Annotated in this window: 27 protein-coding genes; 19 read left to right on the top strand and 8 right to left on the bottom strand. The window is 58.6% G+C overall.

The window, feature by feature from the left end; genetic code table 11:
* Window positions 1-97: 97 nt before the first annotated feature.
* The 3 genes from dapD to AC2FF7_RS11095 all read left to right on the top strand — a co-directional run bounded on the left by dapD (window position 98) and on the right by AC2FF7_RS11095 (window position 2,042).
* On the top strand, window positions 98-925 hold the full coding sequence (dapD, locus tag AC2FF7_RS11105; RefSeq protein ID WP_170355440.1) for a 2,3,4,5-tetrahydropyridine-2,6-dicarboxylate N-succinyltransferase: 828 nt from the start codon (window positions 98-100) through the stop codon (window positions 923-925).
* Window positions 926-1,024: 99 nt separating this feature from the next.
* Window positions 1,025-1,651: a LysE family translocator gene (locus AC2FF7_RS11100; protein WP_353394145.1), complete on the top strand. Its 627-nt coding sequence runs from the start codon at window positions 1,025-1,027 to the stop codon at window positions 1,649-1,651.
* A gap of 46 nt (window positions 1,652-1,697) precedes the next feature.
* Window positions 1,698-2,042, top strand: a complete 345-nt coding sequence (locus AC2FF7_RS11095; protein WP_058272663.1) for a DUF8846 family protein — start codon at window positions 1,698-1,700, stop codon at window positions 2,040-2,042.
* Here the strand turns inward: AC2FF7_RS11095 and AC2FF7_RS11090 are convergent.
* A complete protein-coding gene (locus AC2FF7_RS11090; RefSeq protein WP_170754647.1) occupies window positions 2,039-3,097 on the bottom strand; it encodes a transporter substrate-binding domain-containing protein in 1,059 nt (352 codons plus the stop codon). The two genes, AC2FF7_RS11095 and AC2FF7_RS11090, sit on opposite strands and share 4 nt — an antisense overlap.
* A gap of 208 nt (window positions 3,098-3,305) precedes the next feature.
* Here AC2FF7_RS11090 and dapE point away from each other — a divergent pair, with 208 nt between their 5' ends.
* Genes dapE through rnr form a run of 3 tightly spaced genes read left to right on the top strand, consistent with a single transcriptional unit; the run spans window position 3,306 to window position 7,329 of the window.
* Entirely contained in the window at window positions 3,306-4,445 is a 1,140-nt protein-coding gene (gene dapE, locus AC2FF7_RS11085; RefSeq protein ID WP_480866541.1) for a succinyl-diaminopimelate desuccinylase, read from the top strand.
* Window position 4,446: 1 nt separating this feature from the next.
* The gene (locus AC2FF7_RS11080; protein ID WP_480866539.1) at window positions 4,447-5,022 is read left to right on the top strand and encodes a TIGR04282 family arsenosugar biosynthesis glycosyltransferase; all 576 of its coding nucleotides are present in this window, start codon (window positions 4,447-4,449) and stop codon (window positions 5,020-5,022) included.
* A 48-nt stretch (window positions 5,023-5,070) separates the two neighbouring features.
* Window positions 5,071-7,329 carry a ribonuclease R gene (gene rnr / locus AC2FF7_RS11075; protein WP_480866537.1) on the top strand — a complete coding sequence of 753 codons (2,259 nt, stop codon included), beginning with the start codon at window positions 5,071-5,073 and terminating at the stop codon, window positions 7,327-7,329.
* Here rnr and AC2FF7_RS11070 read toward each other — a convergent pair.
* Both AC2FF7_RS11070 and AC2FF7_RS11065 read right to left on the bottom strand, forming a co-directional pair.
* Window positions 7,320-7,706, bottom strand: coding sequence for a DUF1801 domain-containing protein (locus AC2FF7_RS11070; protein ID WP_480866535.1), 387 nt, complete (start codon window positions 7,704-7,706; stop codon window positions 7,320-7,322). The genes rnr and AC2FF7_RS11070 overlap by 10 nt on opposite strands.
* Window positions 7,703-8,398, bottom strand: coding sequence for a glutathione S-transferase family protein (locus AC2FF7_RS11065; RefSeq protein ID WP_496905641.1), 696 nt, complete (start codon window positions 8,396-8,398; stop codon window positions 7,703-7,705). Before AC2FF7_RS11065 ends, AC2FF7_RS11070 begins: the two co-directional genes overlap by 4 nt.
* An 85-nt stretch (window positions 8,399-8,483) precedes the next feature.
* Between AC2FF7_RS11065 and AC2FF7_RS11060 the strand changes: the two genes are divergently transcribed.
* Window positions 8,484-9,197: a helix-turn-helix transcriptional regulator gene (locus tag AC2FF7_RS11060; protein WP_496905640.1), complete on the top strand. Its 714-nt coding sequence runs from the start codon at window positions 8,484-8,486 to the stop codon at window positions 9,195-9,197.
* 62 nt (window positions 9,198-9,259) lie between these two features.
* Window positions 9,260-10,558: a lytic murein transglycosylase gene (locus AC2FF7_RS11055; RefSeq protein ID WP_496905639.1), complete on the top strand. Its 1,299-nt coding sequence runs from the start codon at window positions 9,260-9,262 to the stop codon at window positions 10,556-10,558.
* 75 nt (window positions 10,559-10,633) lie between these two features.
* On the opposite strand, the gene AC2FF7_RS11050 is transcribed toward AC2FF7_RS11055, so the two are convergent.
* Both AC2FF7_RS11050 and AC2FF7_RS11045 read right to left on the bottom strand, forming a co-directional pair.
* On the bottom strand, window positions 10,634-12,031 hold the full coding sequence (locus AC2FF7_RS11050; RefSeq protein WP_170754629.1) for an aspartate aminotransferase family protein: 1,398 nt from the start codon (window positions 12,029-12,031) through the stop codon (window positions 10,634-10,636).
* A gap of 75 nt (window positions 12,032-12,106) precedes the next feature.
* Complete coding sequence (locus AC2FF7_RS11045; protein WP_170355430.1) at window positions 12,107-12,790, bottom strand: GntR family transcriptional regulator; 684 nt, start codon at window positions 12,788-12,790, stop codon at window positions 12,107-12,109.
* Between the two features lie 140 nt (window positions 12,791-12,930).
* Here AC2FF7_RS11045 and AC2FF7_RS11040 point away from each other — a divergent pair, with 140 nt between their 5' ends.
* From AC2FF7_RS11040 to AC2FF7_RS11020, 5 genes are all read left to right on the top strand, one after another.
* Window positions 12,931-14,016: a polyamine ABC transporter substrate-binding protein gene (locus tag AC2FF7_RS11040; protein WP_496905638.1), complete on the top strand. Its 1,086-nt coding sequence runs from the start codon at window positions 12,931-12,933 to the stop codon at window positions 14,014-14,016.
* Window positions 14,017-14,086: 70 nt separating this feature from the next.
* Window positions 14,087-15,214, top strand: a complete 1,128-nt coding sequence (locus AC2FF7_RS11035; protein WP_480866527.1) for an ABC transporter ATP-binding protein — start codon at window positions 14,087-14,089, stop codon at window positions 15,212-15,214.
* Complete coding sequence (locus tag AC2FF7_RS11030; protein ID WP_353394120.1) at window positions 15,214-16,104, top strand: ABC transporter permease subunit; 891 nt, start codon at window positions 15,214-15,216, stop codon at window positions 16,102-16,104. The genes AC2FF7_RS11035 and AC2FF7_RS11030 overlap by 1 nt, the downstream gene beginning before the upstream one ends.
* Window positions 16,101-16,919: an ABC transporter permease gene (locus AC2FF7_RS11025; protein ID WP_170724572.1), complete on the top strand. Its 819-nt coding sequence runs from the start codon at window positions 16,101-16,103 to the stop codon at window positions 16,917-16,919. The genes AC2FF7_RS11030 and AC2FF7_RS11025 overlap by 4 nt, the downstream gene beginning before the upstream one ends.
* Window positions 16,916-18,217 carry an NAD(P)/FAD-dependent oxidoreductase gene (locus AC2FF7_RS11020; RefSeq protein ID WP_480866524.1) on the top strand — a complete coding sequence of 434 codons (1,302 nt, stop codon included), beginning with the start codon at window positions 16,916-16,918 and terminating at the stop codon, window positions 18,215-18,217. The genes AC2FF7_RS11025 and AC2FF7_RS11020 overlap by 4 nt, the downstream gene beginning before the upstream one ends.
* A gap of 5 nt (window positions 18,218-18,222) precedes the next feature.
* Here AC2FF7_RS11020 and AC2FF7_RS11015 read toward each other — a convergent pair whose 3' ends face one another.
* From AC2FF7_RS11015 to AC2FF7_RS11005, 3 genes are read right to left on the bottom strand one after another with little or no spacing between them, the layout of a single operon-like run.
* On the bottom strand, window positions 18,223-19,089 hold the full coding sequence (locus tag AC2FF7_RS11015; protein WP_480866523.1) for a phosphotransferase family protein: 867 nt from the start codon (window positions 19,087-19,089) through the stop codon (window positions 18,223-18,225).
* Window positions 19,090-19,143: 54 nt separating this feature from the next.
* Complete coding sequence (locus AC2FF7_RS11010; RefSeq protein ID WP_496905637.1) at window positions 19,144-19,809, bottom strand: flagellar hook capping FlgD N-terminal domain-containing protein; 666 nt, start codon at window positions 19,807-19,809, stop codon at window positions 19,144-19,146.
* Window positions 19,810-19,811: 2 nt separating this feature from the next.
* Entirely contained in the window at window positions 19,812-20,996 is a 1,185-nt protein-coding gene (locus AC2FF7_RS11005; protein ID WP_496905636.1) for a flagellar hook-length control protein FliK, read from the bottom strand.
* Window positions 20,997-21,107: 111 nt separating this feature from the next.
* On the opposite strand from AC2FF7_RS11005, the gene AC2FF7_RS11000 reads away from it, so the two are divergent.
* The 6 genes from AC2FF7_RS11000 to AC2FF7_RS10975 all read left to right on the top strand — a co-directional run bounded on the left by AC2FF7_RS11000 (window position 21,108) and on the right by AC2FF7_RS10975 (window position 24,794).
* Entirely contained in the window at window positions 21,108-21,389 is a 282-nt protein-coding gene (locus AC2FF7_RS11000; RefSeq protein WP_480866518.1) for a rod-binding protein, read from the top strand.
* Window positions 21,373-21,732 (top strand): flagellar export chaperone FlgN, encoded by a 360-nt coding sequence (locus tag AC2FF7_RS10995; RefSeq protein ID WP_170355421.1) that lies wholly within the window; start codon window positions 21,373-21,375, stop codon window positions 21,730-21,732. The genes AC2FF7_RS11000 and AC2FF7_RS10995 overlap by 17 nt, the downstream gene beginning before the upstream one ends.
* A 209-nt stretch (window positions 21,733-21,941) precedes the next feature.
* Window positions 21,942-23,153 carry a flagellin N-terminal helical domain-containing protein gene (locus tag AC2FF7_RS10990; RefSeq protein WP_496905635.1) on the top strand — a complete coding sequence of 404 codons (1,212 nt, stop codon included), beginning with the start codon at window positions 21,942-21,944 and terminating at the stop codon, window positions 23,151-23,153.
* A 77-nt stretch (window positions 23,154-23,230) separates the two neighbouring features.
* Window positions 23,231-23,605 carry a flagellar biosynthesis regulator FlaF gene (gene flaF, locus AC2FF7_RS10985; RefSeq protein WP_170754618.1) on the top strand — a complete coding sequence of 125 codons (375 nt, stop codon included), beginning with the start codon at window positions 23,231-23,233 and terminating at the stop codon, window positions 23,603-23,605.
* Entirely contained in the window at window positions 23,605-24,006 is a 402-nt protein-coding gene (gene flbT, locus AC2FF7_RS10980) for a flagellar biosynthesis repressor FlbT (protein WP_170754617.1), read from the top strand. Before flaF ends, flbT begins: the two co-directional genes overlap by 1 nt.
* The gene (locus AC2FF7_RS10975; protein ID WP_170355417.1) at window positions 24,003-24,794 is read left to right on the top strand and encodes a DUF1217 domain-containing protein; all 792 of its coding nucleotides are present in this window, start codon (window positions 24,003-24,005) and stop codon (window positions 24,792-24,794) included. Before flbT ends, AC2FF7_RS10975 begins: the two co-directional genes overlap by 4 nt.
* Window positions 24,795-24,842 lie beyond the last annotated feature (48 nt).

Below are 24,842 nucleotides of genomic sequence, written 5' to 3'. Positions count from 1 at the left end.
CCCGACGCAAACGCGCCCACCTGCGTCGCATTGCGCCAAGGTTGGCGCTTGCGTATAGGCAACACCAACATGAACAGATTCGTCAGGGAGCCCCGAAATGTCCAACGCGCAACTGGAAGCCGCCATCGAAGCCGCCTGGGAGGCACGCGATACAATAACCCCCGCCACCACCGGTGAACAGCGTGAAGCCATCGAAGATACGCTGAATGCACTGGACAGCGGTTCCCTGCGGGTTGCAGAAAAGCTGGACAGCGGCGATTGGCACGTAAACCAGTGGGCCAAAAAGGCGGTTCTGCTGGGTTTTCGCATCAAGGACATGGAAATCCAAACGGGTGGCCCGCAGGATGGCGGTTGGTGGGACAAGGTGGACAGCAAGTTCGCCGGTTGGGGTGAGAACCAGTGGAAAGCCGCCGGTTTCCGCGCCGTGCCAAACTGCGTGGTGCGTAAGTCGGCTTATGTCGCGCCCGGCGTGGTCTTGATGCCGTCCTTTGTGAACCTTGGCGCCTATGTGGACGAAGGCACCATGGTCGACACATGGGCCACTGTCGGGTCCTGCGCACAGATTGGCAAGAACGTCCACCTGTCGGGCGGCGTTGGTATCGGCGGCGTGCTCGAGCCGATGCAGGCTGGCCCCACGATCATCGAGGACAATTGCTTTATCGGTGCGCGGTCGGAAGTGGTCGAGGGTTGTATCGTCCGCGAAGGGTCGGTTCTGGGGATGGGCGTGTTCATCGGCCAGTCGACCAAGATCGTCGACCGCGAAACCGGTGAGGTCATGTATGGCGAGGTGCCGCCCTATTCGGTGGTTGTGGCCGGTTCGATGCCGTCGAAAAACAATGTCAGCCTTTACTGCGCCGTCATTGTGAAGCGGGTAGACGAAAAGACCCGTTCCAAAACCGGGATCAACGAGCTGCTGCGCGACTGATCCCGAACGTTCGCGGGAAAAGGCCATGTTTTTTGGACGTGGCCTTCTCCTGCAGTCTGAAGAATTGACCGGCTCTTTCCCGCACCTTTTGAGGTCTTCATGATTCCCGTTGACGTGGTCATTTTGTTCATGAGCGTTGCCATCGCTTTGGCTGCAGTGCCGGGGCCGGATAATATCTTTGTGCTGACCCAATCGGCGCTTTATGGCCGGATGTCAGGGCTGATTGTGACGCTTGGCTTGGCATCGGGGCTGATTGTACACACCACTGCTGCAGCGTTCGGGGTTGCGGTGCTGTTTCAGACCTCGCAGGCGGCCTTTGCCATGTTGAAATATGCCGGGGCGGGGTATCTGGTCTATCTGGCGTGGAAAGCCTTCACGGCCACCGAAACCCGGCTGGACAGTGCAGATGCACCCCGTATCGCGACGCGCAAGTTGTTTCTGCGCGGTTTGATTATGAATATTGCCAATCCCAAGGTGACAATCTTCATGCTGGCGTTTCTGCCGCAGTTCGTCGACCCGAATAACGGGCCGATCATTGGGCAGTTCTATCAGTTGGGCGCTCTGATGTTTCTGGCTACGGTCGTGGTATTCGGTGCTGTGGCGCTGGCCGCGGGTACTCTGGGCGGGCTGTTGCGCGGGTCGCCGGGCGTTCAACTGTGGCTGAACCGAATCTCGGGCGTGATCTTCGTGGCGCTGGCGCTCAAACTGGCGACGGCCGAGCGTTAGTGCCCCGCGCTTGACCAACACGCGGCGCGGCGATATGGCCGGGCGCATGGAAAAGCAAAAGAAACCCTCTCGTCAGCAAGTTTACACCCTGCTTGTGCAGATCGGTCGCAAGGAAGGCGATGGTTTGCCCGAAGGTGCAACCGGTGCAGCGCTGATGTGCTTTGCCAGTGGCGTGGACGAAGCCGAGGCCGTGCGTGAAACCGTTGCCATCCTGAAACAGGCTGACACAGCGCCTTTGGATGTAACCGGCTATGGCACGCTTGCTGAACGCGAGGCGCAGGGGCATGACATCGACCCGGATGAGCGCGCCCTGATGCAGCGTGCGCTGGATGAAAACGCAGTTATTGTCGCCCAGATGACACCGTTTTTCGGGGATGAGGAACCAGCTTAGTTCCGCGCCCCGAACCATTTGCGGTAGATCTCGTCATAGGTTCCATCTTCGCGTAGTGCCAGCAGCGCCTGATTGACATCCTCGACCAGAGGCGACCCGGTGGGAAAGGCTATGCCGTAGTTTTCGCGCAGGAACACCCCGCCCGTCATGGACGCGAATCTGCGTCCTTCGTGCGATGCATAGTAGGATAGGATGGGCGCATCAAATACGATCGCGTCCAGTTCTTCGGCCCGGAATGCGTCCAGCATGGGTTCAAGACTGTCGTATCCGGTAAATTCGATCTCGCGCCGGTTCAGGAAGCTGGCAGCAGTCGAGTTCGAGATCGTTCCGACCTGTTTGCCGTACAGATCATTCACCGAATTCACGTTGCCGCTGATCGCATCCACCGTCATCACCGAGGTGATCCGCGCGGTAAAGACAGACACGATGAACAGGGATGATACGACCAAAACAACACCCAGCAAGCGCCCAAAGGGTGTGCGCGGCATCCGTTCCTCGAACCCGCCATTCACGACCAGATTGAGCGCCCACCAGAAGGACGGAAACCACGCTTCGTCCAGCTTGCGATCGAAATAGGGTTGCGAGCGGCGCTCGAACACCCACATCAGCATACCTCCGCCCAGCAGGATGGCAAAGGCCAGCCCGATGGCGATGAACAGCTCGACCGACAACAACGCCTGCAACAGTGACGGGCGGCGCATCGCGTCCGACGGCACCATGATCTGAAGCCCGGCCTCGAAAATCGGTTGACTGAAATCCATCTGGGTTTCGCGCGCAGCCGTGATCGAGATATTGGCGATGGCCAAATCTGCTGATCCGTCCTGCACTGCGACCAGCATATCTCCGAACCCCTCGACCCGGTTGATTTGGTAGTCCCAGTCCAACGATTGTGCCAATGCAGCCAGAAGATCCATCGAGAATCCGGTCTCTGCCCCGTCCTCGACATACGAGAACGGTTGGCGGGTCACAGTGGTGACCGTCAAAGTCTGAGCCTGGCTTTGCTGTGCAAGAACGGCGAAAGTCAGGCAGATCCAAGCGATAAAAGCGCGTGTCATCGAAATTTACCTGTTTCGCGGCCCTCTAACGCGATTTCGAATTGGGCGGCAAGGCAATCGCAACGGAAACGCCAATGTTTTGTTGACATGTCATCGCGAGATAGACTGCAAAAAAGCGTGTGAAGCGTGCCGTGCGGGGGTTGGCAATCCCGCCAATTCGTTGAATCTGTGCGCGAAGATGCAGTTCAGTGCAGAGAAAGGGCAAGAAATGACAGATGCGGTAGAATTGACAGCGGACCTGATCCGTTGCCCATCGGTCACACCTGATGAAGGGGGCGCCCTTGTTCTGTTGGAAAAGCTGCTGGCGGAGGCGGGGTTTGCCTGCACGCGTGTCGATCGCGGCGGGATTTGCAATCTGTTTGCACGCTGGGGTGACAAAGGGCATCCACGCAGCTTTGGTTTTAATGGCCATACAGACGTCGTGCCAGTTGGGGATGAGGCTGCATGGACCATGCCACCTTTCGGGGCCGAGGTGAAAGATGGCGTGATGTTTGGTCGAGGCACGACGGACATGAAATCCGGCGTGGCGGCCTTTGCCGCAGCGGCCGTTGATTTTGTGCGCGACACGCCGCCCGACGGGGCCGTCATCCTGACCATCACCGGGGATGAGGAAGGCGACGCGCTGGACGGCACCACCGCCCTGCTGGACTATATGGACAGTGCCGGGGAAAAGATGTCGGTCTGTCTGGTGGGCGAGCCGACCTGCCCCAACACAATGGGCGAGATGATGAAGATCGGGCGGCGTGGGTCGATGAACATCTGGTTCACCGTGACCGGGGTACAGGGTCACGCGGCCTATCCGCACCGCGCCAAGAACCCGATGCCCGCAATGGCGCGGCTGATGGATCGGTTGGCCAGTCACGAGCTGGATCAGGGTACGGACCATTTCGACGCCTCAACACTGGCCGTGGTGACGATCGACACGGGCAACCCGGCAACCAACGTGATCCCCGCGCAATCTACAGGAGCGGTGAATATCCGGTTCAACGATCTGCATTCTGGGGCCAGCCTCAGCGATTGGTTGCGGGCCGAGGCCGCTGCAGTGGCCGATGAGTTCGGGGTTGAGATCGACCTGCGCATCAAGATCTCTGGCGAGAGCTTTCTGACCCCGCCGGGGCCTCTGTCCGCCCTGGTCGCCAAGGCGGTTGAGGCGGAAACCGGTGTGGTGCCCGAGATGTCGACCACGGGCGGTACCTCGGACGCGCGATTTGTGAAGAACCACTGCCCGGTAGTGGAATTTGGCCTTGTGGGCCGCACCATGCATCAGGTGGATGAATGCGTCGAGGTGGCACAGATCGAACAGCTCAAGGCCATCTACACGCGCATCCTGCGGGACTATTTCGCCTAACATGCAGCGCACTCTCGTGATCATGGTGAAAGAGCCGCGCCCCGGTCGGGTGAAAACCCGGCTGGGCCGCGATATCGGTATGGTTGGGGCGGCTTGGTGGTTTCGCCACCAGACACGCTCGTTGATCCGGCGGCTGCGTGATCCGCGTTGGCAGATTGCGCTGGCGGTCGCGCCTGACCGCGAAGGTCTGACCAGCCGAATCTGGCCTGCTGATCTGCCGCGGGCGGCGCAGGGGCGCGGAGATCTGGGTGACCGGATGGGTCGGATGCTGCGCGGGATGCCGCCGGGGCCGGTCTGCCTGATCGGCGCGGATATTCCGGGCATTACCCGCAGCCACATTGCCCGCGCGTTCACGGCGTTGGGGTCCGCGCAGATGGCATTCGGCCCCGCCCCGGATGGCGGCTATTGGCTGGTGGGTGCGCAAAGATATGGCGCGCTTCCCAACAACCTGTTCCGCGATGTGCGCTGGTCCACCGAACATGCACTGGCCGACACGCTGGCCTCGATCTCCGGCGCACGGGTGGCGCTGCTGGACCCGTTGCGCGATGTGGACACGGTGGCGGATCTGAAACCCTGATCCGTTTTTGGTCATGACGCCGTCGCACGCCCGTGTTACGCCAAATATATGAGTCGTATCCCCACCAAGCAGGAGGTCCTTGACTGGATCTCGGCGAACCCCACCCTGACCTCGAAACGCGATATCGCCAAAGCCTTTGGGATCAAGGGCGCGGCGCGGATCGACCTGAAACGCATCCTGCGCGAGCTTGAGGCCGACGGCCATCTGGAAAAGCGCAAGCGCAGCTATGGCGACCCGGATCGTCTGCCGCCGGTTAGTGTGCTGCAAGTGAAGGCTCCGAACGCGGACGGAGACTTGTTCGCCCGCCCGCTGGAATGGCATGGTGAAGGGGTTGAGCCCATCGTCTTGTTGATCACTCGCGCCAGTGACCCGGCTCTGGGCGAGGGCGACCGGATTCTGGCCCGCCTGACCGTGGTGCATGAGGAAGACCACAATTATGAGGCACGCCTGATCCGCCGGATCGGCACCAACCCGCGCAAGATCGTCGGCATTTTCCGCAAAGGGGCCGAGGGCGGACGGATCGTGCCCATCGACAAGGCGGGCCAAAACGAATGGCTGGTGACCGATGGCGCGGTGCATGGGGCCAAGGATGGTGAGCTGGTCGAGGCCGAACAGGCTGGCCCCAAGAAACGCATGGGCCTGCCCCGCGCGCGGATTGTCGAACGGTTGGGTGATCCCACCGCGCCCAAGGCGGTGTCGCTGATTGCGATCCACCAGCACGGCATCCCGGACGATTTCCCCGACAAGGTGATCGATGAGGCCGACAAGGCCAAGCCCGTCGGCCTGAAGGGCCGCGAAGACCTGCGGGATATGCCGCTGCTGACCATCGACCCTTCGGACGCGCGCGATCACGACGATGCCTGTTACGCGCACGCTGATGACGACCCCAAGAACCCCGGCGGTCATGTAATCTGGGTCGCTATCGCAGATGTCGCCGCTTACGTGCAGCCCGGCACCGCGCTGGACCGTGAGGCACGCAAGCGCGGCAATTCCAGCTATTTCCCAGACCGCGTTGTGCCGATGCTGCCGGATCGTCTGTCGGGCGATCTTTGTTCGCTGCACGAAGGCGTACCGCGCGCCTGTATCGCCGTCCGGATGCAGATCGACGCCGAGGGTAACAAGATCGGCCACCGGTTTGTGCGGGGGCTGATGCGCTCGGCTGCATCTTTGCATTATGCCGAGGTGCAGGAGGCTATCGATGGCACCCCCAACGACCGCACCGGGCCCCTGTTGGAGACAGTGCTGAAACCTCTCTACGCTGCCTATGCCGCGTTGAAGTCCGCGCGTGCGGTGCGACAGCCATTGGAGCTGGACCTGCCCGAACGCAAGATCGTCCTCAGCGACACCGGTGAAGTGACTAGCGTGGCGTTTCGCGACCGGCTGGATGCTCATAAGCTGATTGAGGAGTTCATGATCCTCGCCAACGTGGCCGCCGCTGAAACGCTGATTGCCAAACGCCGCCCGCTGCTGTTCCGTGTCCACGAAGAACCCGCGCCCGAGAAGTTGGAAAGCCTGCGGGAAACTGCTCAGGCTGCAGGTTTGAACCTTGCGAAAGGGCAGGTGCTGCAAACACGTCACCTCAACGCGCTGCTGAACGCTGCTGCGGGCACTGAAGATGCCGAGTTGATCAACCTGACCACCCTGCGGTCGATGGCGCAGGCCTACTACAACCCAGAGAATTTCGGCCATTTCGGTCTGGCGCTGCGGAATTATGCACATTTCACCTCGCCCATTCGCCGCTATGCGGACCTGATCGTGCATCGGGCGCTGATCTCGGCCCATGGTTGGGGCAAGGATGGGCTGACCGAGGATGAAATCGCGCGACTGGACGAAACAGCCACCCATATCTCGGACACCGAGCGGCGTTCGATGATGGCTGAGCGCGACACAACCGATCGCTATCTGGCGGCTTATTTGAGCGAGCGGGTGGGCAATGAGTTCACCGGCCGCATCAGCGGCATCGCGCGGTTCGGGGCCTTTGTGAAGATGGACGAAACCGGCGCTGATGGGTTGGTGCCCGTGCGATCCTTGGGGCGTGAGTTCTTCCACTTCGACCGCGAAGCCGGGACGCTGATGGGATCAGACACCGGGTTGATCATCGCCATCGGTCAACGCGTCACCGTGCGTCTGACTGCGGCGACGCCGGTTACGGGCGGGCTGGAGCTGGAGCTGCTGTCCATCGACGATCAAACCCTGCCGCGCGGCCGCGGCTCAGTGAAACGCGGCGCACGGCGAAAGGCGGTCAGCAACAAGCGCAAGAAAGACAAGATCAAACGCAAAGTCGAACGCAAACGTCGTCAGAGGTGATAGGTGAGCGCCCGCGCAATCAGCCATCCGTGGCGGTTCGCGTCAATCTGGCGGGGGTCGTCGAAAAGAACTGCCCGGTTGCCTTCCAGCCGATCCTCGTCTGGGAAGGACGAAGTGAAATCACTGATCAGACGGCTTTGGCAATGGACGAACAGTGCGAAACTGGCGGTCTTGTGGCCCCCTAACCTGATCGTGGACCCTTTGGGTGCCAAGTAGGCGGGTTGCCCCCAGCGCAAGGCTTCTTGCAGCGGTTGGGCGCTGGGAAGAGTTAGGGCCGTTTCAAAGATCAATTCACGCAGGGCCAGCACACCCTTATGGGTGTCTGGCTTGTACCCGTCGAAAACGGACTGAACAGCGGGGTCTTGAAAGGGCGTCATAGGGGGATCGCCTGCTCTAACCGGTCCAAATAGCTGTTAAGCAAGCTATCGGTTTTGATGCGTCGCGTCAGCTGAGTTTCTTTTGGTGTCGCGCGCATCGCCGCCAGTACAGGCCCGACGCTCATATCTGCGGCGGTTGGGCTTTCACCGAACAGGAAGGGCGACTGCCACAGAAAAGCTGATATCGCTACGAGGTCACGTTCCAGGCGATCTGTGCGTTCAGTATCCGAGAACCGCGAGAGACCGGCCCCGTCCATTCGCTTCATCACCGATTTGCGGATTGCGTGGGTCACGGGGCGACGGATCAGTGCAGGAACCTCGGTGAAGAACATATCGCGCAGGATCGGCCAGACCTCGTCATTGCCCCAGCGATCCAGAACGACGTGGTTATAGATGTGTTCTTCGGCCATGCGGATCAGGGCGCGGGACTGGGCCTTTTGAATGTCGCTAAGGTCTGCATCGAAATTGGCCCCTTGTGTTTCCAGCCAGTCCCGGATCAGGTCGCTGTCGGCCACCAGCCTTTGAGACGTGCGCAAAACAGGCAATTTCTGGTGGGGCATCTTCGATGGGTTCAGCATATCGGACCGCTGCCAGCTTTGGCCGGACAGTTGCAACATATAAGCCGTTTTGACGCAAAAAGGGCTGGCGCTGAATTGGCCGAAGGCGGCAGGGAAGGTCAGAAGGGTCAGCATCGTTGGCTCCGGAGTCGTTAAGATACCGTTTGGATAAGATGCCGTAATGACAGTTTCTGTCATTAGCCTTAGTCTAGATTACGATATGTCTCGCACCGCCCGCCTGTTCCAATTGATGCAAGCCTTGCGCTCTGGCCCGTCGCCCAAGACCTCGGTCCAACTGGCGCGGGATCTGGGCGTCTCAGCTCGCACCGTTCATCGTGACATCGACGCTTTGCGCGAACTGGGGGCTGTCATCGACGGAGAGGCAGGGTTTGGGTTCACCCTGATCGAGGATGCGACTCTGCCGCCTTTGGGCTTCACCGATGACGAGCTAGAGGCACTGGTTCTGGGTCTGCGCGAGGTGCAATCCATTGGCGATCCAGGTCTTGCAGATGCGGCAGGGGCGGTTCTGCGCAAGCTGCAGGGACGCTTGCCACACCGCCAGTCGCATCGCCTATCACACGCCGTCCTGACGGCCACCCGGTTTGATCGCCCGGCCCGGCCAACCATCGATGTGCGCGATCTGAGACAAGCCACATGGGATGAACGCACAGTCGAGTTCGCCTATACCGATGCCAAGGGGGATGCCACCCGTCGTCGGGTGAATCCGCTGAGTATCGTATATATGGACCGGGCAAGCGTTTTGATCAGTTGGTGCCATTTACGGCAGGATTTCAGAATATTCCGGCTGGACCGTATGCGCGACATGGCCCTGACCGAAGACTTTTTCCGGCCCAACAGGGTGCCTCTGCTTCGGCAAGCGCTGGATCGGTTGCGGGCCGAGCGGGCAGCAAAACTCCGCGAGGACGAAACCTGAGCTCTTTGTGATTTCGCCATTATGCGCTACCTTGGTGTTGAGCAGTAATCAGGAAAATCGGAATGCATAAATGCGTAAGCGGCGTCATGACCGCTGCATTATGGGCATCCATAGTGCAGGCGGATCCTATCAACTCGGCCAATGGCCCACAGATTCACGAGCTCGCATCGGCCGATGTCACCGTGTCGATACGGCCGGTTGTTCGGCCAGAGTTTAAGGAGATCCGCGTGTCAACTGAAGGGAATGCGCGCTTTCAGGCGTGGCTGGGAGCGTTCCGCGAACGCGCGTTGCAGCAAGGTATATCTGCGACGACGTTGGACCGGTCATTGGCGGGGCTGACTTACGATTGGGACGTTATCAAGCGCGATCGCAACCAAGCCGAGTTCTCGAAGCCAATCTGGGAGTATCTGGACTCTGCCGTATCAGACCGGCGAATTGCGAATGGACGCGCCGGGTTGGAGCGCCATGACGCGGTCTTGACCCAGATCGAAGCGCAATATGGCGTCGAGAAAGAAGTTGTAACGGCCATCTGGGGGCTTGAGACGTCGTATGGTTCGTTTCGGGGCGGAGATCTGACGATCCGGTCGCTGGCAACGCTGGCGTTCGACGCACGACGGGCGTCTTTCTTCGAGGCGCAACTGGTGGCGGCCTTGCAGATCATTCAGGCTGGCGATGTCGTGCCCGGTGCTATGACAGGCAGTTGGGCGGGCGCAATGGGTCATACGCAGTTTATGCCGACCTCGTATTTGGAACATGCGGTGGATTTTGATGGCGACGGACGGCGAGATATCTGGTCCGACGACCCGACAGACGCTTTGGCTTCGGCGGCGTCCTACCTGGCGCGACATGGGTGGAAAAAGGGTCAACCCTGGGGGATCGAAGTGCAGTTGCCAGACGGTTTCGATTTTGCCTCGGCCAAGCGGGATCACAGGTTGATGCCATCCGAATGGGCCGCGCTTGGTGTTGTTGGACGTGATGGACAGGCCATTCCGGATCATGGGAAGGCGGCCATTCTATTGCCGGCAGGCGGGCAAGGCGTGGCCTTGATGATATTCGAGAATTTCAAGGTGATCGAGAAATACAACGGTGCCGACGCCTATGTGATCGGGATTGGCCATTTGTCGGATCGGCTGGTTGGCGGCGCGCCATTTCAGGCATCTTGGCCCCGCGATGATCGGATACTGAGCTTTACCGAAAAGAAAGAGCTGCAGAGCCTTTTGACCGAGGCTGGGTTCGATACCCAAGGAATCGACGGGCGCACGGGCCCGAATACTGTCAACGCGTTGCGGGCCTATCAGTTGGCGCAAGGTCTGGTGCCGGATGGTTATCCAACCCTGCGGTTGCTAGAGCGGTTGAGGTAGGGGAGGGGGCTCTGCCCCCATCGCGGCAAGCCGCGATTCCCCCGAGATATATTTGGCCAGATGAAGCTGCGCGGATCAGCTGGCGGCTTTCATCAGCCCTTGTTCGATGATGTCGGCCTGAGCTTCGTCCAGCGATTTGTGGATGCGCACGAACATCTCGTCGATATCCGATGGGGTCAGGATCAGCGGAGGTGAGATGATCATCCGGTCCCCCACATGGCGCATGATCAGGTTGTTGCTAAAGCAACGGTCGCGGCAGACATAGCCGACTGTGCCAGGGGCTGAGGCGAACTTAGCGCGGCTTGCTTTGTCGGGCGTCAGCGCAATCGAGGCCATCATACCGACGATTTTCGCTTCGCCCACCAGTGGGTGATCGACCAGCGCCTCCCATTTTTCTTTCAGGTAGGGGGCGGCGACGTCGCGGACGTGGTCCACGATCTTTTCCTCTTCGAGGATGCGTAGGTTTTCCAGTGCCACGGCGGCGGCGACCGGGTGGCCGGAATAGGTGTAGCCGTGGTTGAATTCGGTGCCGCCAATCACCTCGGCGATCTCATCATTGACGATAGAACCTCCGATGGGCGCGTAGCCCGAGCTGAGGCCCTTGGCGATAGTCATGATATGCGGGCGGATGCCCACGGTTTGCGACCCGAACCAGTTGCCAGTGCGGCCAAAGCCGCAGATGACCTCATCCGCGATCAGCAGGATATCGTATTTGTCGCAGATTCGCTGGATTTCGGGCCAATAGGTGTCGGGTGCGACGATCACGCCACCTGCGCCCTGAACCGGCTCGGCGATGAAGGCCGCGACGCGGTTTTCGCCCAGTTCAAGAATTGCCTCTTCCAGTTCCTGCGCGCGGGCCAAACCGAACTCTTCGGGCGTCATGTCGCCGCCTTCGGCCCACCAGTTCGGCTGGTTGATGTGGTGAATGTTCGGGATCGGAATACCACCCTGCGCGTGCATCCCTGCCATACCCCCCAGCGAGGCCGAGCCAACGGACGAACCGTGATAGGCATTGTGGCGGCTGATGATGATATTCTTGTCTGGTTGGCCTTTTTCGGCCCAATAAGTGCGAACCAGACGGATATTGGTGTCATTTGCTTCAGACCCGCCAGCAGCGAAGAACACATGGTTCAGATCGCCAGGCGCCAGTTCGGCCAGCTTTTTAGCCAGCGCGATGGCGGGGACATGCGTGGTTTTGAAGAAGGTATTGTAGTAGGGTAGTTCGCGCATTTGTCGCGCAGCTGCCTCGGCCAGTTCGTCGCGGCCATAGCCGACATTGACACACCAAAGACCGGCCATGGCATCCAGGATTTCCTCGCCTTCGCTATCGGTCAGATAGACGCCCTTGGCGCGGGTGATGACGCGAGCACCCTCTTTCCCGAGCGCGCCATTGGCCGAGAATGGGTGCATGTGGTGGGCGGCATCCAGTGCCTGCAATTCGGCAGTAGGCATGTGATTTGTGATGGTCGACATCGGGGAATCTCCTGCAAGAGCGATTAGCGGTCACAATATGATCAAATTTTTTTCTGTCAATCGAATCGCATTTATCTAGGTAGATGACAAGGCACCTGCCATCAGCTCCATTCCCTGTTCGATGTCCTGCGCGGTGGCTTTCGCGACCCTGTCGGGGTCCTTACGGCGGAGCGCCGTTATGATATCTTTGTGGCGGTCGGGCAGGCTTTGGGTTCCGAAACGACCGCAAACGACACGCAGTGAAGGGCCGAACCGCAGCCATAACCGTTCCGCCAAATCGTTGAGAATCGGAGCGTCTGCGTAGGAATAGAGCGTTTCATGAAACAGGTGGTTGAGGCGCAGATATCCGCCGACGTCGCCGTCGGCGATGGTACGGTCCAACTGTTTATCGATCTGAGCCAGGTGATCTATTTCTACAGCGCTCATGTTGGTTGTCGCGCGTCTGGAAAGCTCTGATTCTATTGAAATTCTAGCGAAAATCATCTGCTGAACATCGCTATGTTTCAGCAAAGGTACGCTGACCCGGCGATTGCCCTGAAACATAAGCGCTCCGTCAGAGATCAGCCTGCGAATCGCTTCGCGAACAGGGGTCATGCCAACGTCCAGCGAATCAGTCAGCCCTTGAATGGTGACAGGCTGACCGGGGACCAGATCGCCATACATGATCTGGGCGCGCAGCGTCTGATAGACCTGCTCGTGGGCAGGTTGTTTCTGATCATCGGCCACTGGCCTCGGTGCCTTATTTTTGATCAAATCCAATTGGTTTGCCCTGTTTGCGATTGTGTTGACTTGCCAGGTGCCTGACCTCGTGAAACCATACGACGGATCGGGGAAAAACGCAAAACTTGATCAAATCCAAAAAAACGGGAAAATACCCGCACACTTGCAGGGAGAATAAAATGTCAATCAAAACGCTGACACTGACAGCGGTCATCGCACTGGGGACTTCGGCGGCCTTCGCTGAAGAAGTGCGTGTCTACAACTGGTCGGATTATATCGACGAAGACCTTTTACAGAAGTTCGAGGAAGAAACCGGTCTGACGCTGATCTACGACGTGTTCGACAGCAACGAGGTTCTGGAAACCAAGATGCTGGCCGGTGGGTCTGGCTATGATGTGGTGGTTCCGTCCGGCACGTTCCTTCAGCGCCAGATTCAAGCGGGGGCTTTCCAGCAACTGGATACTTCCAAGCTGGATAACTCGGGGAATCTTTGGGAAGTCATTCAGGAACGGACCGCAGGATACGACCCCGACAACGCCTTCTCGATCAACTACATGTGGGGAACCACGGGGATCGGCGTCAATGTTGGTAAGGTCAAAGAGGCGCTGGGCGATGACGTCGCGCTGAATAGCATGGAGTTGGTGCTGAACCCGGAAAACATGGAGAAGCTCGCCGGGTGCGGTGTGCATTTCCTGGATGCGCCTGCCGAGATGATCCCCATGACGTTGCAATATCTGGGCGAAGATCCGGACAGCCACGATCCGGACGTCATCCAGAAGGTCGAAGAAGTTCTGACCAGCGTGCGTCCGCATATCCAGAAGTTCCATAGCTCGGAATACATCAACGCTCTGGCCAATGGTGATATCTGCGTGGCCGTGGGTTGGTCAGGTGACATTCTACAGGCCCGCGACCGTGCGGCCGAGGCCGATAACGGGGTCGAGATAGAATACCATCCGTTCGCTGAAGGTTCGCTGATGTGGTTTGACCAGATGGCCATCCCGGCAGATGCTCCGAACCCAGAAGGCGCGCACAAGTTCCTGAACTTCATTCTGGATGCCAACAACATGGCTGCGGCGTCGAACTATGTTTATTACGCCAACGGCAACAAAGCCTCGCAAGAGTTCCTTGAGGAAGACGTGATCGGCGATCCGGCGATCTACCCGGACGACGCGACGATGCAGAATCTCTACATCACCACGCCCTACCCGGCAAAAACGCAGCGGGTTGTGACCCGTCTGTGGACCAAGATCAAATCGGGTACCTGATCCGATTTCCTAAGGCAGGGCGGGTTTCCCGCCCTGCCGTTTTTCTCAAGATTGCCGAACGGGGGCTGTAGTGAACTCTGACGTCTTTGCGCCGTGGGAAGACCCACAGGCGAAACCCTTGATCCAATTCCAGAATGTCACCAAGCGGTTTGGAGACTTTACGGCAATCGACAACCTGTCTTTGGATATTTTCGAGAAAGAATTTTTCGCTCTGCTGGGGCCATCGGGCTGCGGCAAAACCACGATGATGCGGATGTTGGCGGGGTTCGAAACACCCACCGAGGGCCACATCATGTTGGGCGGTCAGGATATCGACCCGATCCCGCCGAATAAGCGGGCGGTAAACATGATGTTCCAGTCCTACGCCCTGTTTCCGCACTTAAGCATCTGGGAAAACATCGCCTTTGGCCTGCGCCGGGACAACATGCCCAAACGCGACCTTGAGGACAGAGTCGAAGAAATGCTGCGCCTGACCCGGCTGACGCAATTCGCTCGTCGTAAACCGCACCAGATCTCGGGCGGGCAGCGGCAGCGGGTCGCTTTAGCGCGGTCTTTGGCGAAAGCGCCAAAACTATTGCTGCTGGACGAACCGTTGGGCGCGCTGGACAAGAAGCTGCGGCAGGACACGCAGTTCGAACTTATGGATATTCAGGAAAAGACCGGCACCACCTTTGTCATCGTGACCCACGATCAGGAGGAAGCTATGACCGTGGCCAGCCGCGTGGCCGTGATGGATCAGGGACAGCTGATGCAGGTCGCCACGCCGGACCGGATTTATGAGAACCCCAACTCGGTCTATGTCGCCGACTTTATTGGCGACGTAAATATCATCGAAGGCCGCGCCACCGCCAATGGCGAAGGCACATATCAGATCGATTGGGCCGAAGGGCAGGCCCCGTTGACCGCGACCTCGGCCAATGGGTTCGCGCAGGGGCAGGCCTGTCATCTGGCGATCCGCCCCGAGAAGGTAACTATCTCGGCCGACCGCCCGGCGGACGCGATCAATGCGGTGCAGGGCAAGGTCCATGACATCGCCTATCTCGGTAACCTGTCCACCTATCACGTCGAATTGCCCAACGGCACGATCATCAAGGCGCAGACGGCCAATACCCGCCGTATCTCGCGTCGGTCCTTTACCTGGGAAGACCCGGTCTGGCTGTCCTGGACAGCAACGGCTGCGGTTCTGCTGGCCGACTGATGCGCCGCGCCTTTCTGATCGCCGTCCCCTATGTCTGGCTGCTGGCGCTGTTTCTGGTGCCGTTTTTTATCGTCCTGAAAATCTCGCTGTCGGATATCGAACTGGCGATCCCGCCTTACACGCCAACGCTGGACTTCTCGCAGGGCTGGTCAGGAATCAAAGAGTTCTTCAGCCAATTGGATTTCGAAAACTTCGTCTGGCTGACCGAGGATGACCTGTATTGGAAAGCCTACCTCTCTAGCGTCAAAATCGCGGTGATTTCCACGTTTTTCACGCTGCTGGTTGGCTATCCCATCGCTTATGGCATGGCCCGCGCGCCGGTTGAATGGCGGCCGACGCTGATGATGCTCGTGATCCTGCCCTTCTGGACCTCGTTCCTGATCCGCGTCTATGCGTGGATGGGCATCCTGTCGAACGAAGGCTATCTGAACCAGTTGCTGCTGTGGACAGGGCTGATCTCGACCCCGCTGACCATTCTGAACACCAACACTGCCGTCTATATCGGCATCGTCTACACCTATCTGCCGTTCATGATCTTGCCGATCTATTCGGCGCTGGAACGGATGGACGAATCCCTGATCGAGGCCGCCGAAGACCTTGGTTGTTCGCGGGTTCAGGCCTTTTGGCTTGTGACAATCCCGCTGTCGCGCCCCGGTATCATAGCAGGCTGTTTCCTTGTGATGATCCCGGTGATTGGCGAATTCGTCATTCCCTCGCTTCTGGGCGGGTCAGGCACGTTGATGATTGGCAAGGTTTTGTGGGAGGAGTTCTTCTCGAATCGCGACTGGCCGGTGGCGAGCGCCGTGGCGGTAGTGCTTCTGCTGATCCTTGTGATCCCAATCGTGCTGTTCCAGCGAAACCAGCAGAAACAGACGGAGGCCGAGCAATGAACAGGCTAAGCTGGTTCAACGCGGTCTCGCTGACGCTGGGATTTGCGTTCCTCTATATCCCGATGATCATCCTGATCATCTTTTCCTTTAACGAAAGCAAGCTGGTCACCGTTTGGGCTGGCTTCTCGACCAAATGGTATGGTGAGCTGGTCCAGAACGAGGCGTTTCTTGATGCGGCATGGGTGACAGTCCGGGTGGCTGTGTTCTCGTCTACGCTGGCGACCATTCTGGGCACCGCCGCCGCCTATGTGCTGGTGCGCGGGGGGCGTTTCTTCGGTCGAACGCTGTTCTCCGGTATGATCTACGCCCCGCTGGTGATGCCCGAAGTGATCACCGGCCTGTCATTGCTGCTATTGTTCATAGGCATCGGGCTGGATCGCGGTATCCTGACCATCGTTCTGGCGCATACGACCTTTTCGATGTGTTTCGTATCGGTCGTTGTCTCGTCGCGCTTGGTCACGTTCGATCAGTCGCTGGAAGAGGCTGCTCTGGACCTGGGTTGTTCGCCCGCGCAAGCGTTTCGCCTAGTGACACTGCCGATCATTGCGCCTGCCGTGATTTCCGGCTGGTTGCTGGCCTTTACCCTGTCGCTGGATGATCTGGTGATTGCGTCCTTTACCTCGGGGCCGTCGGCCACAACCCTGCCGATCAAGATCTTCTCGGCAGTCAGGCTGGGTGTCAGCCCCGAGATCAACGCGCTGTCAACGTTGATGATCGCCGTCGTGACAGTGGGCGTCATTACCGCGTCGCTGGTGACAAAACGCGCCATGATGCGACAAAAGCAGGATGAAATGGCCGCGGCGCGTACCGAATGAAACGGCTGTTCCCGGACTACACTTATGGCCCCGGACCCCGGGAAGGATGCTGGTGGGATGAAACCATTCCCAGCCTGAATTGGCCGGAAATGAAAGGAGACCTGACGGTTGATGTCGCGGTTGTGGGTGGTGGGTTCACGGGCCTTTCCGCGGCGCTACATTTGGCGCAAGCGGGTACGTCTGTTGCTGTGCTTGAGGCCGAGACGCCCGGCTGGGGCGCGTCCGGGCGAAACGGTGGGTTCTGCTGTCTGGGTGGTTCAAAACTCAGCCCGAAGGCAATGTCCCGCAGGTTCGGAGCTTCTGCTGCGCGTGAATACGGACAAGCCGAAGCGGACGCCGTTCATCTCGTGGCTGGTCTCCTAAGGGACCATCGGATTGAGGCGGATGTCCATTCGAAAGGAGAAACCCAGCTGGCGCACAATGCGCGGGCCATGTCAGCCCTTAGGAAAGGTGCGGATTCGACCGGAGTTTTGCACGAAGCCAAGGACTTGCCCGGTCTCGGTTTTGGTGGCGCGTTTCATGGCGGGTATACGAACCCTGTGGGATTTGGCCTGAATCCCCGGAAATACTTGTTCGGACTGGCCGAAGCGGCGCAGAGAAATGGTGCAAAACTGTTTCAGAAAAGCGCCGTTCAGACACTGCAAAAGATCGCTCAGGGTTTTGAGGTCACAACACCTGTAGGGAAAGTGCGTGCATCAAATGTCCTGATTTGCACCAATGGGTATTCCAGCGAGGATGTGCCGAACTGGATGTCCGGGCGCTACATGCCCGCCCAGTCCACGGTACTGGTGACTCGTCCCTTGACCAATCACGAGTTGGCGGCGCAAGGCTGGACCACGGATCAGATGTCTTATGACACGCGGCACCTGCTGCATTATTTCCGGCTGATGCCCGACCGGCGGTTCCTGTTTGGAATGCGCGGCGGGCTGCGATCCTCACCCCGAGCTGAGGCTGCGATTCGCCATAAGGTTCAACGTGACTTCACACAGACGTTCCCGGAATGGAGCGCAGTGGATATCACCCATATCTGGTCGGGAATGGTGTGTTTGACACGGGGGTTAACGCCCTATGTGGGGCCAGTTTCGGGCCAGCCTGGCATGTTTGCAGGGTTTGCGTTCCACGGCAACGGCGTCGCGATGGGGACTTATTGCGGGCGCGCACTTGCCCAGTTGGCCCTTGGTCAAGGCCCGCAGCTTCCCACTCCGATGACGCGCACTCCTCCCCGGTTTCCGCTGGGGCCCTGGCGGAGGGCACTGATGCCGCCCGCCTATTGGATGATGGGGCTTGCGGACATGTGACCCGGTCACTGTGACTCGAGTTCCAGTTCCAGACCCTTTGTATAGTCTTCGGCCCCGCGCTCGATACGCCACAGGCAATAGGCCGCCATGCGCCAGGCATACCAGGGACGCAACGCAAGATAGCGTGACGTTGTGGCCGGGTGATTATAGGCCGCCAAAAAGGCGTTTTCCTCATCGGGGGTCAGGGGCGCGCCGCGATAGACTTGTTGCATGGCAGGCGACAGGAACATGGCAAGGTCTTCGCAGGGGTCGCCCTGTGCGGGGCATTGCCAGTCGATCAAAGTCAATGCCGAACCGTCGACCAGAATATTGCCGGCCACCGGATCTCCATGGATCAAGCAGGTTTGGTGAGACGGCGGAACCGATGTCGTCGGGCGCATTCGGTTGAGGCGGGCCTTCATCGCGGACTCGCACCCGCTCAGAATGTTTAGCGTGTGAGCCTCCAAGTCGGTGCTTCCGTTGCACCCGGCTGGGGCCTGAACCGGGATTTTAAGGTCGTGCAAATCGCGCAGTAATGCACCGACAGCCTCTGGCCCGGTCGACCAGGGCGATCCCGGCGCATGGTCGTAGAATACCCAATGACCCTGCCCATGCGTCCCGGTGGTTCTCAAACGCGGCACAAAACCGGTCTGTTCCAATGCGCGCAGACACCGCGCCTCAAGTTCGGGATCATTGCGAAACAGGGGATTGCACGGATTGGCACGGTAGAGCTTTAGGACCTTGTCACCATCTCCGCCGAGCACTTTCCACACCTGATTGGTGCGCCCGCCATACAAGGTGCGAAACTGCGCACCCGCTCCGATAAGCCCGGCGTCGCGCAGCCGGTTGACAAGGTCTTGTGGAGGAGGCGTCTGGTCAGGCAGCGGGATCACCGTTTGAAAAACGAGTCGAGGGTTGCAAACCTTTGGCCTGTCTCGCCTCTTAGATCAAGCGCCCGCTCTGACTGCAGTCACGTCTCCAACCGGCACAACCTGCCCGCTTTCCAAGGTCAGAAGGACAGCACCCTCTCCAATTTGTGCTTCCACCACCCGGTTGTAGACCGCGGCCAGCTGCTGTGACACAAGCTCTTCGCCGTCATAGCTTTCCAAAGTGGCCGAATAAGAGCCGGTTGGCAGGGGCGTGCCGGTACCGTCTGTGCCTGCCCATTCGAACTCTGCCTGATCGGTCGGAACGGGGATGCGGTCGATCACTGCCCCGTCCTTGTCGCGGATGACCGTGACGGCGCTGTCCGCCGCCGCGCTGGCCTGCGCAAGCAAAGTAACGGGCTGGCCATCAAAGCGGAACGCGGCCGGTGACCGGACTTCCATCCCGACCCAGCTGGCAAGCTCGCCCATATCCACGTTGCCCATCGACAAGGCCAGACCAGTCAGAAGGTCGTTGGTCTGGACCTGTTGCTCGACCATCGAAAACTGCGCCAGTTGCGAGGCGTATTCCGTCGAGTCCAACGGCTCAAGAGGGTCCTGATTCTTTGCTTGAGCCGTAAGCATCAGCAAGAAGGTTTCAAAATCCGAGGCCAGCCCGGATGAAACCGAAGGTGCGGTGGTCTGTGCCGTGTTACCGGGTTGAGTTGCAGATTGAATAGGAGTGATCATTGTTAAAGCCTTATGTCGATGCGCCCTAGGGTGCCAATTATTGGTCGGGCCGAAGGGTCTGGTTGCGCTTGGGTCGCGTGTTCGGGTTCTGATGCCGCAGTGTGCGCGTCGTTCTGTTCGTCCGATCCCGTGTCAGACGAAGTCCCGAGATCGAAAGACAAATCCCCCAGTCCAAGGGACTTGAACTCGGCCTCCAGCAACGAGATGTGCCGCCGCATCATGTCCAGTGTTTCGGGGCGTTCGGTGGCGATCGTCAGATGCAGCCCATCGTCGCGGCCATTCATGACGATCGAAACACGCCCCAGTTCTTCGGGGTTAAGAGCGATTTCGATCATACCTGATTGCGGGCGCGCGTGGATTGCCGCAGCCATTTGACCCGCGACGGCGCGGGCCGTCTCGGCGCGGGCAGATGCGGTTAAAGCTTGCGCGGCTGCCAACGTATCTCGGGCTGAGGATGTGGGTGATACATCTTTGAAAGCCGAGATTTCGTCTAATTCGGGTGTGGCAGAAACGTCGGGGACAACAGGGTTTTTTTCTGTCGCCATGATCTGCATTTGAACAAGGCTGGTTGCTGTATTGATTGACGTGCGTGGCTGCGCGGCCGGAGCGTCCTGAACTGGCTCGACCAGATTCGGATCGGCTGCATTTTCTGACAGAACCGGTGCCGGCGGTTTGGACGTTTGAGTTGCTTGGGCCAGTGATGTCGAATTCACCGCCCGATGAACGTCAGGCGCTACGGGCACGGGAGTCTTGGTCGGTGAAACATGCGGTAGATCAGACGCGACACGGCCGGAATGTTGGATTGGTTTATCCGACTTGACGATGATGGCAGCCGCCGCCTCGCCCCTGACCGCCGGTTTATCCGGCGCTAGTGCATTCCCAAAAACTAGAATGGCGCGATCTGGTCGGACCTCAGGATTGCCATTGGCCAACGAGGTTGATTGGTCAGTTGGCAAAGGCTCAGCATCTGTAGGTTCGTCGCTGATGGGCAGCTCATGTTGTACCGCCTCAGCCTCTGGCGTCGGAACATCCGGCGTTTCGTCATCATCGGTGGTTGTTTCTGTTTGCTCGTCCAGAACGGATTGAAACGAACCCGCCTCTTTCTGTTCAGGCTGTTCCTGCGCGTTCTGGTTGCCTTTTGCATGGGTGGTCGGCGCTGACATCGCCGCTGTAAGAGGGTTGGGCATTTTGCTCCGACTCCGGTTGTGTGACCCGAAATCTGCCTGCAGGAAGTTACGTTTATTTTAACCGCTTTCGCCTTTGATCAAGAAAGTTCGACGTAAATTTCGGAGAAAACAATGCAGATCTCTGCGATCTTACCTACGCATCAAACACCCACCACATCCGACAGGCTGCGCTCTGCCGCGGTCGAGATTGAGGCAGCGTTTCTTTCGGAAATGCTCAAGTCGGCAGGGTTGGGTGAAGCGCGCAAAGCCTTTGGTGGCGGTGCGGGCGAAGACCAGTTCTCATCTTTTCTTGTTCAGCACCAAGCACGCCAGTTGGCCGAATCCGGTGGCGTTGGTCTTTCAGAAATTCTTTTGCGGTCCATGATGGAGAAAACCAATGCCGACAAAATCTGAACCTGATCTGGTGCAGTCTCTTGAAGAGGTTTTGGATCTGGAGCGCTCTGCTCTGATCGAAGGTGATCTGGATCGCCTTAATCATATGGTCCCTGCAAAGGAAAAACTGATTGGGGCGATCAACGAACTGGATGTGTTCGACAGCGAGGATTTGATTCGCGTGCAAAAAAAGGTCGAGCGGAACCAGGCACTACTGAACAGCGCGGCGGATGGGATTCGCGCTGTGGCCGCGCGCATGGCCGAACTGCGCCGGGTGCGTCAGGAATTCAGCACTTACGGGGCTGATGGGCAACGCAATGGCTTCGCGGTGCGTAGTCACCCGAAACTGGAAAAACGGGCCTAGATGTCGGTTTGATTCAAATCCGAATTTTTCCGCGTTTGGGTTTTAGCACTCCGTTAGGGGATCGGCGGCAAAGGTGGTCGGGCATCTGAAACAGCAGGTGGCGCGAACAGCCCGACGGCGGATCGCAATGATCAGAAAGACGTTAAAGCCCGCATGTGGTGCGGGGTTAGCACGGGCGCAAAGGGCCCATACGAAAAAAGGAAGAAGCTATGTCCAGCATTCTGACCAACAATGGCGCAATGGTTGCGCTGCAGACCCTGAAATCGGTCAACAAGAACCTGGCGATGACCCAGAACGCGATCTCGACCGGTAAAGATGTTGCTACGGCCAAAGACAACTCGGCTGTGTGGGCAATCTCGAAAGTCATGGAATCCGACGTCAAAGGGTTCAACGCGATCAAAGACAGCCTCGCCTTGGGTGAGTCCACTGTCGCGGTGGCGCGGAACGCATCGGAAACCGTGACTGACCTGCTGAACCAGATGAAAGGCAAGATCGTCGCGGCGCAGGAAGACAACGTGGATCGCGGCAAGATCAACGACGACGTGACCGCGCTGCGCGATCAGATCACCGCTGTTGTCGGAGCGGCCCAGTTCAACGGGCTTAACCTGGTTAACGGGTCGGCTGGTTCAGCTTCTATTCTGGCTTCGCTGGATCGTGACGCGACGGGCGCTGTTACGGCTTCTTCCATTACCGTCACGGGGCAGGATCTGTCGGTTGGGGGTTATACGGCCAATGACATTTTCTCGGGCAGCTCAGCGGGTGCCTCGGCCAACGGTGACACTGTCGCGATCGCGCTGGACAATGGTGGCGGTAACGAACAGATTGAAATCGCCGAAAACGCCGCCGCCTTTGCGGCCGGAGACAGCGTTAGCCTTACTGTTGGCGACAAGACCGTGTCCTATACCGTGACCGCTGATGATGCTGCAGCGACAACAACGGCTGACATCGTTGCCATTGCTTTGAAAGGCAAAGTAGACGAGTTGGGTGTCGCCGGTTTGACCGTGGATTATGACAGCGGCACGCCAGGTACACTCGATTTCACCAATGCCGGTGGCAATGACCTGACTGTCAGTGGTCAGTTCGCCAATGCTGGTTCTGGTGGTCTGGGTGCTTTGTCTTCGATTGATGTGTCCACCGGTGCCGGTGCCACCGCCGCTCTGGGCACGATTGAGACATTGATCGACACGGCTATTGATGCCTCGGCGGCCTTCGGTTCGTCGCAGGGCCGGATCGAAACCCAGAAAGAGTTCATTTCGAACCTGGCGGACTCGTTCAAATCCGGTATCGGTTCGCTGGTTGACGCCGACATGGAAGAGACCTCGGCCCGTCTGCAGGCCCTGCAGGTGCAACAGCAGCTGGCCACCCAGTCGCTGTCGATCGCCAATCAGGCACCACAGTCAATCCTGTCGCTGTTCCGTTAAGTTCAGGAACCTGGACGGGGCGTGGTTTCGCGCCCCGTCCCTGATCGCCCGCAGACGGCCTATTGGAAGGATTTCAAGTGACTCCGCAAACTCTTGCACAGCGTGCGTATGCACAAACCGCCGCCCCGACCCGCACACCGCGAGACACCGAGTATGAGGCGATTTCAAAGATCACACATCGCCTTAAGGCAGCGGCTGCGCGCCAGAAATCGGATTTTGGGGCATTCGTTCACGCGTTGCACGAAAACCGCCGCCTGTGGACGGTACTGGCCAGTGGTGTCACAGATTCCGACAACGCGCTACCAAACGAGCTGCGCGCCCGGATTTTCTATCTGGCCGAGTTTACCGAACAACACAGCAGCCAGGTTCTGGGCAACAAGGCAAGTGTTGAGCCATTGCTCGAGATCAATATGGCCGTACTGCGTGGTCTCCGTCAGAGGGGGACTGCCTGATGGGAGGACTTGTTCTAAAACTCGCCCCGAAAGAGAGAGTGTTAATCAATGGGGTAGTCGTTGAAAATGGCGATCGTCGAAGCCGATTTTCGATCATGACCCCACAGGCGAATGTGTTGCGTTTGCGCGATGCAATTCACCCGAATGAGGTCAATACACCTGTCCGCCGTGTTTGCTATGCCGCCCAGCTTGTCCTGTCGGGCGATATGGAGCCGGGAGACGCCCGCCAACAGCTGTTGCGCCGGGTTGAGGAACTGAGCCAGGTGTTTACCGACGCAGATAGTCGCAAGGTTCTGGCTGAAGCAACCGAAGCGCTACTGACCGAGCAGTATTACAAATGTCTCAAATCCTTGCGTGCGCTGTTGCCGCGTGAGGAACGGTTGATGGCCTATCAGCAATGACATTCCAGCCGGTCATTCCCACTGGCGGCATTGTTGGCTGGCGTTTTCTGCAGCGCACTTATGACGCGCAGATCGAGAGCTTTGCATCGTCTGCCGTCAATGAGCGTGAGTCGCAATACTTCTTGGACAACATTGGCAAAGTGCAAACCGCCGAGGATCTGGTTTCAGACCGACGGTTGCTTCAGGTTGCATTGGGTGCGTTTGGACTGGAGGGTGATATCAATAATCGCTACTTCATCCAGAAGATATTGTCGGACGGCACCAGCGCGGATGACGCCTTGTCCAATCGGCTGGCAGATGGCCGGTACCGAGAGTTTTCCGAAGCTTTTGGTTTGGGCCCAGGTGAAATTCGACGCACTGGCCTGGTCACGTTCATGGAAGACATTGCGCGCGACAATGTTGTCTCGCGGTTCGAAGTTGCCGTTGGAGAACGCGACGATACGATGCGTATTTCGCTCTATGCGCGCCATGCTTTGGCTGATCTCGCGGCGGAAGACACAAGCGCGGATACGAAATGGTTTGATCTGATGGGTTTGCCTCCGTTGCGCAGCATGATGGAAACAGCGCTTGGTTTGCCGTCCAGTTTCGCGCAACTCGACCTGGACCGGCAGTTAGAGGTGTTCAAAGACCGGCTGTCTCGTGCAACAGGATCAGAAGATCTGAGCCAGTTCACTGACGAATCTGCAATCGACCAATTGACGGACAGGTACTTGGCTCGAAGTCAGATTTCCCAGCTGCAAAGCACGATCTCGCCAGCGCAAACAGCCCTGATCCTGCTGGGTGGTTAGCCGTTGGCGTCACGCCAGCAGGATTAATCGAAACCCGTTCAAACAGGA

Source organism: Ruegeria sp. YTSC325, assembly GCF_059609525.1.
Note: the sequence above shows the minus strand (reverse complement) of the source record. Positions and strands in the feature narration are given on the sequence as shown.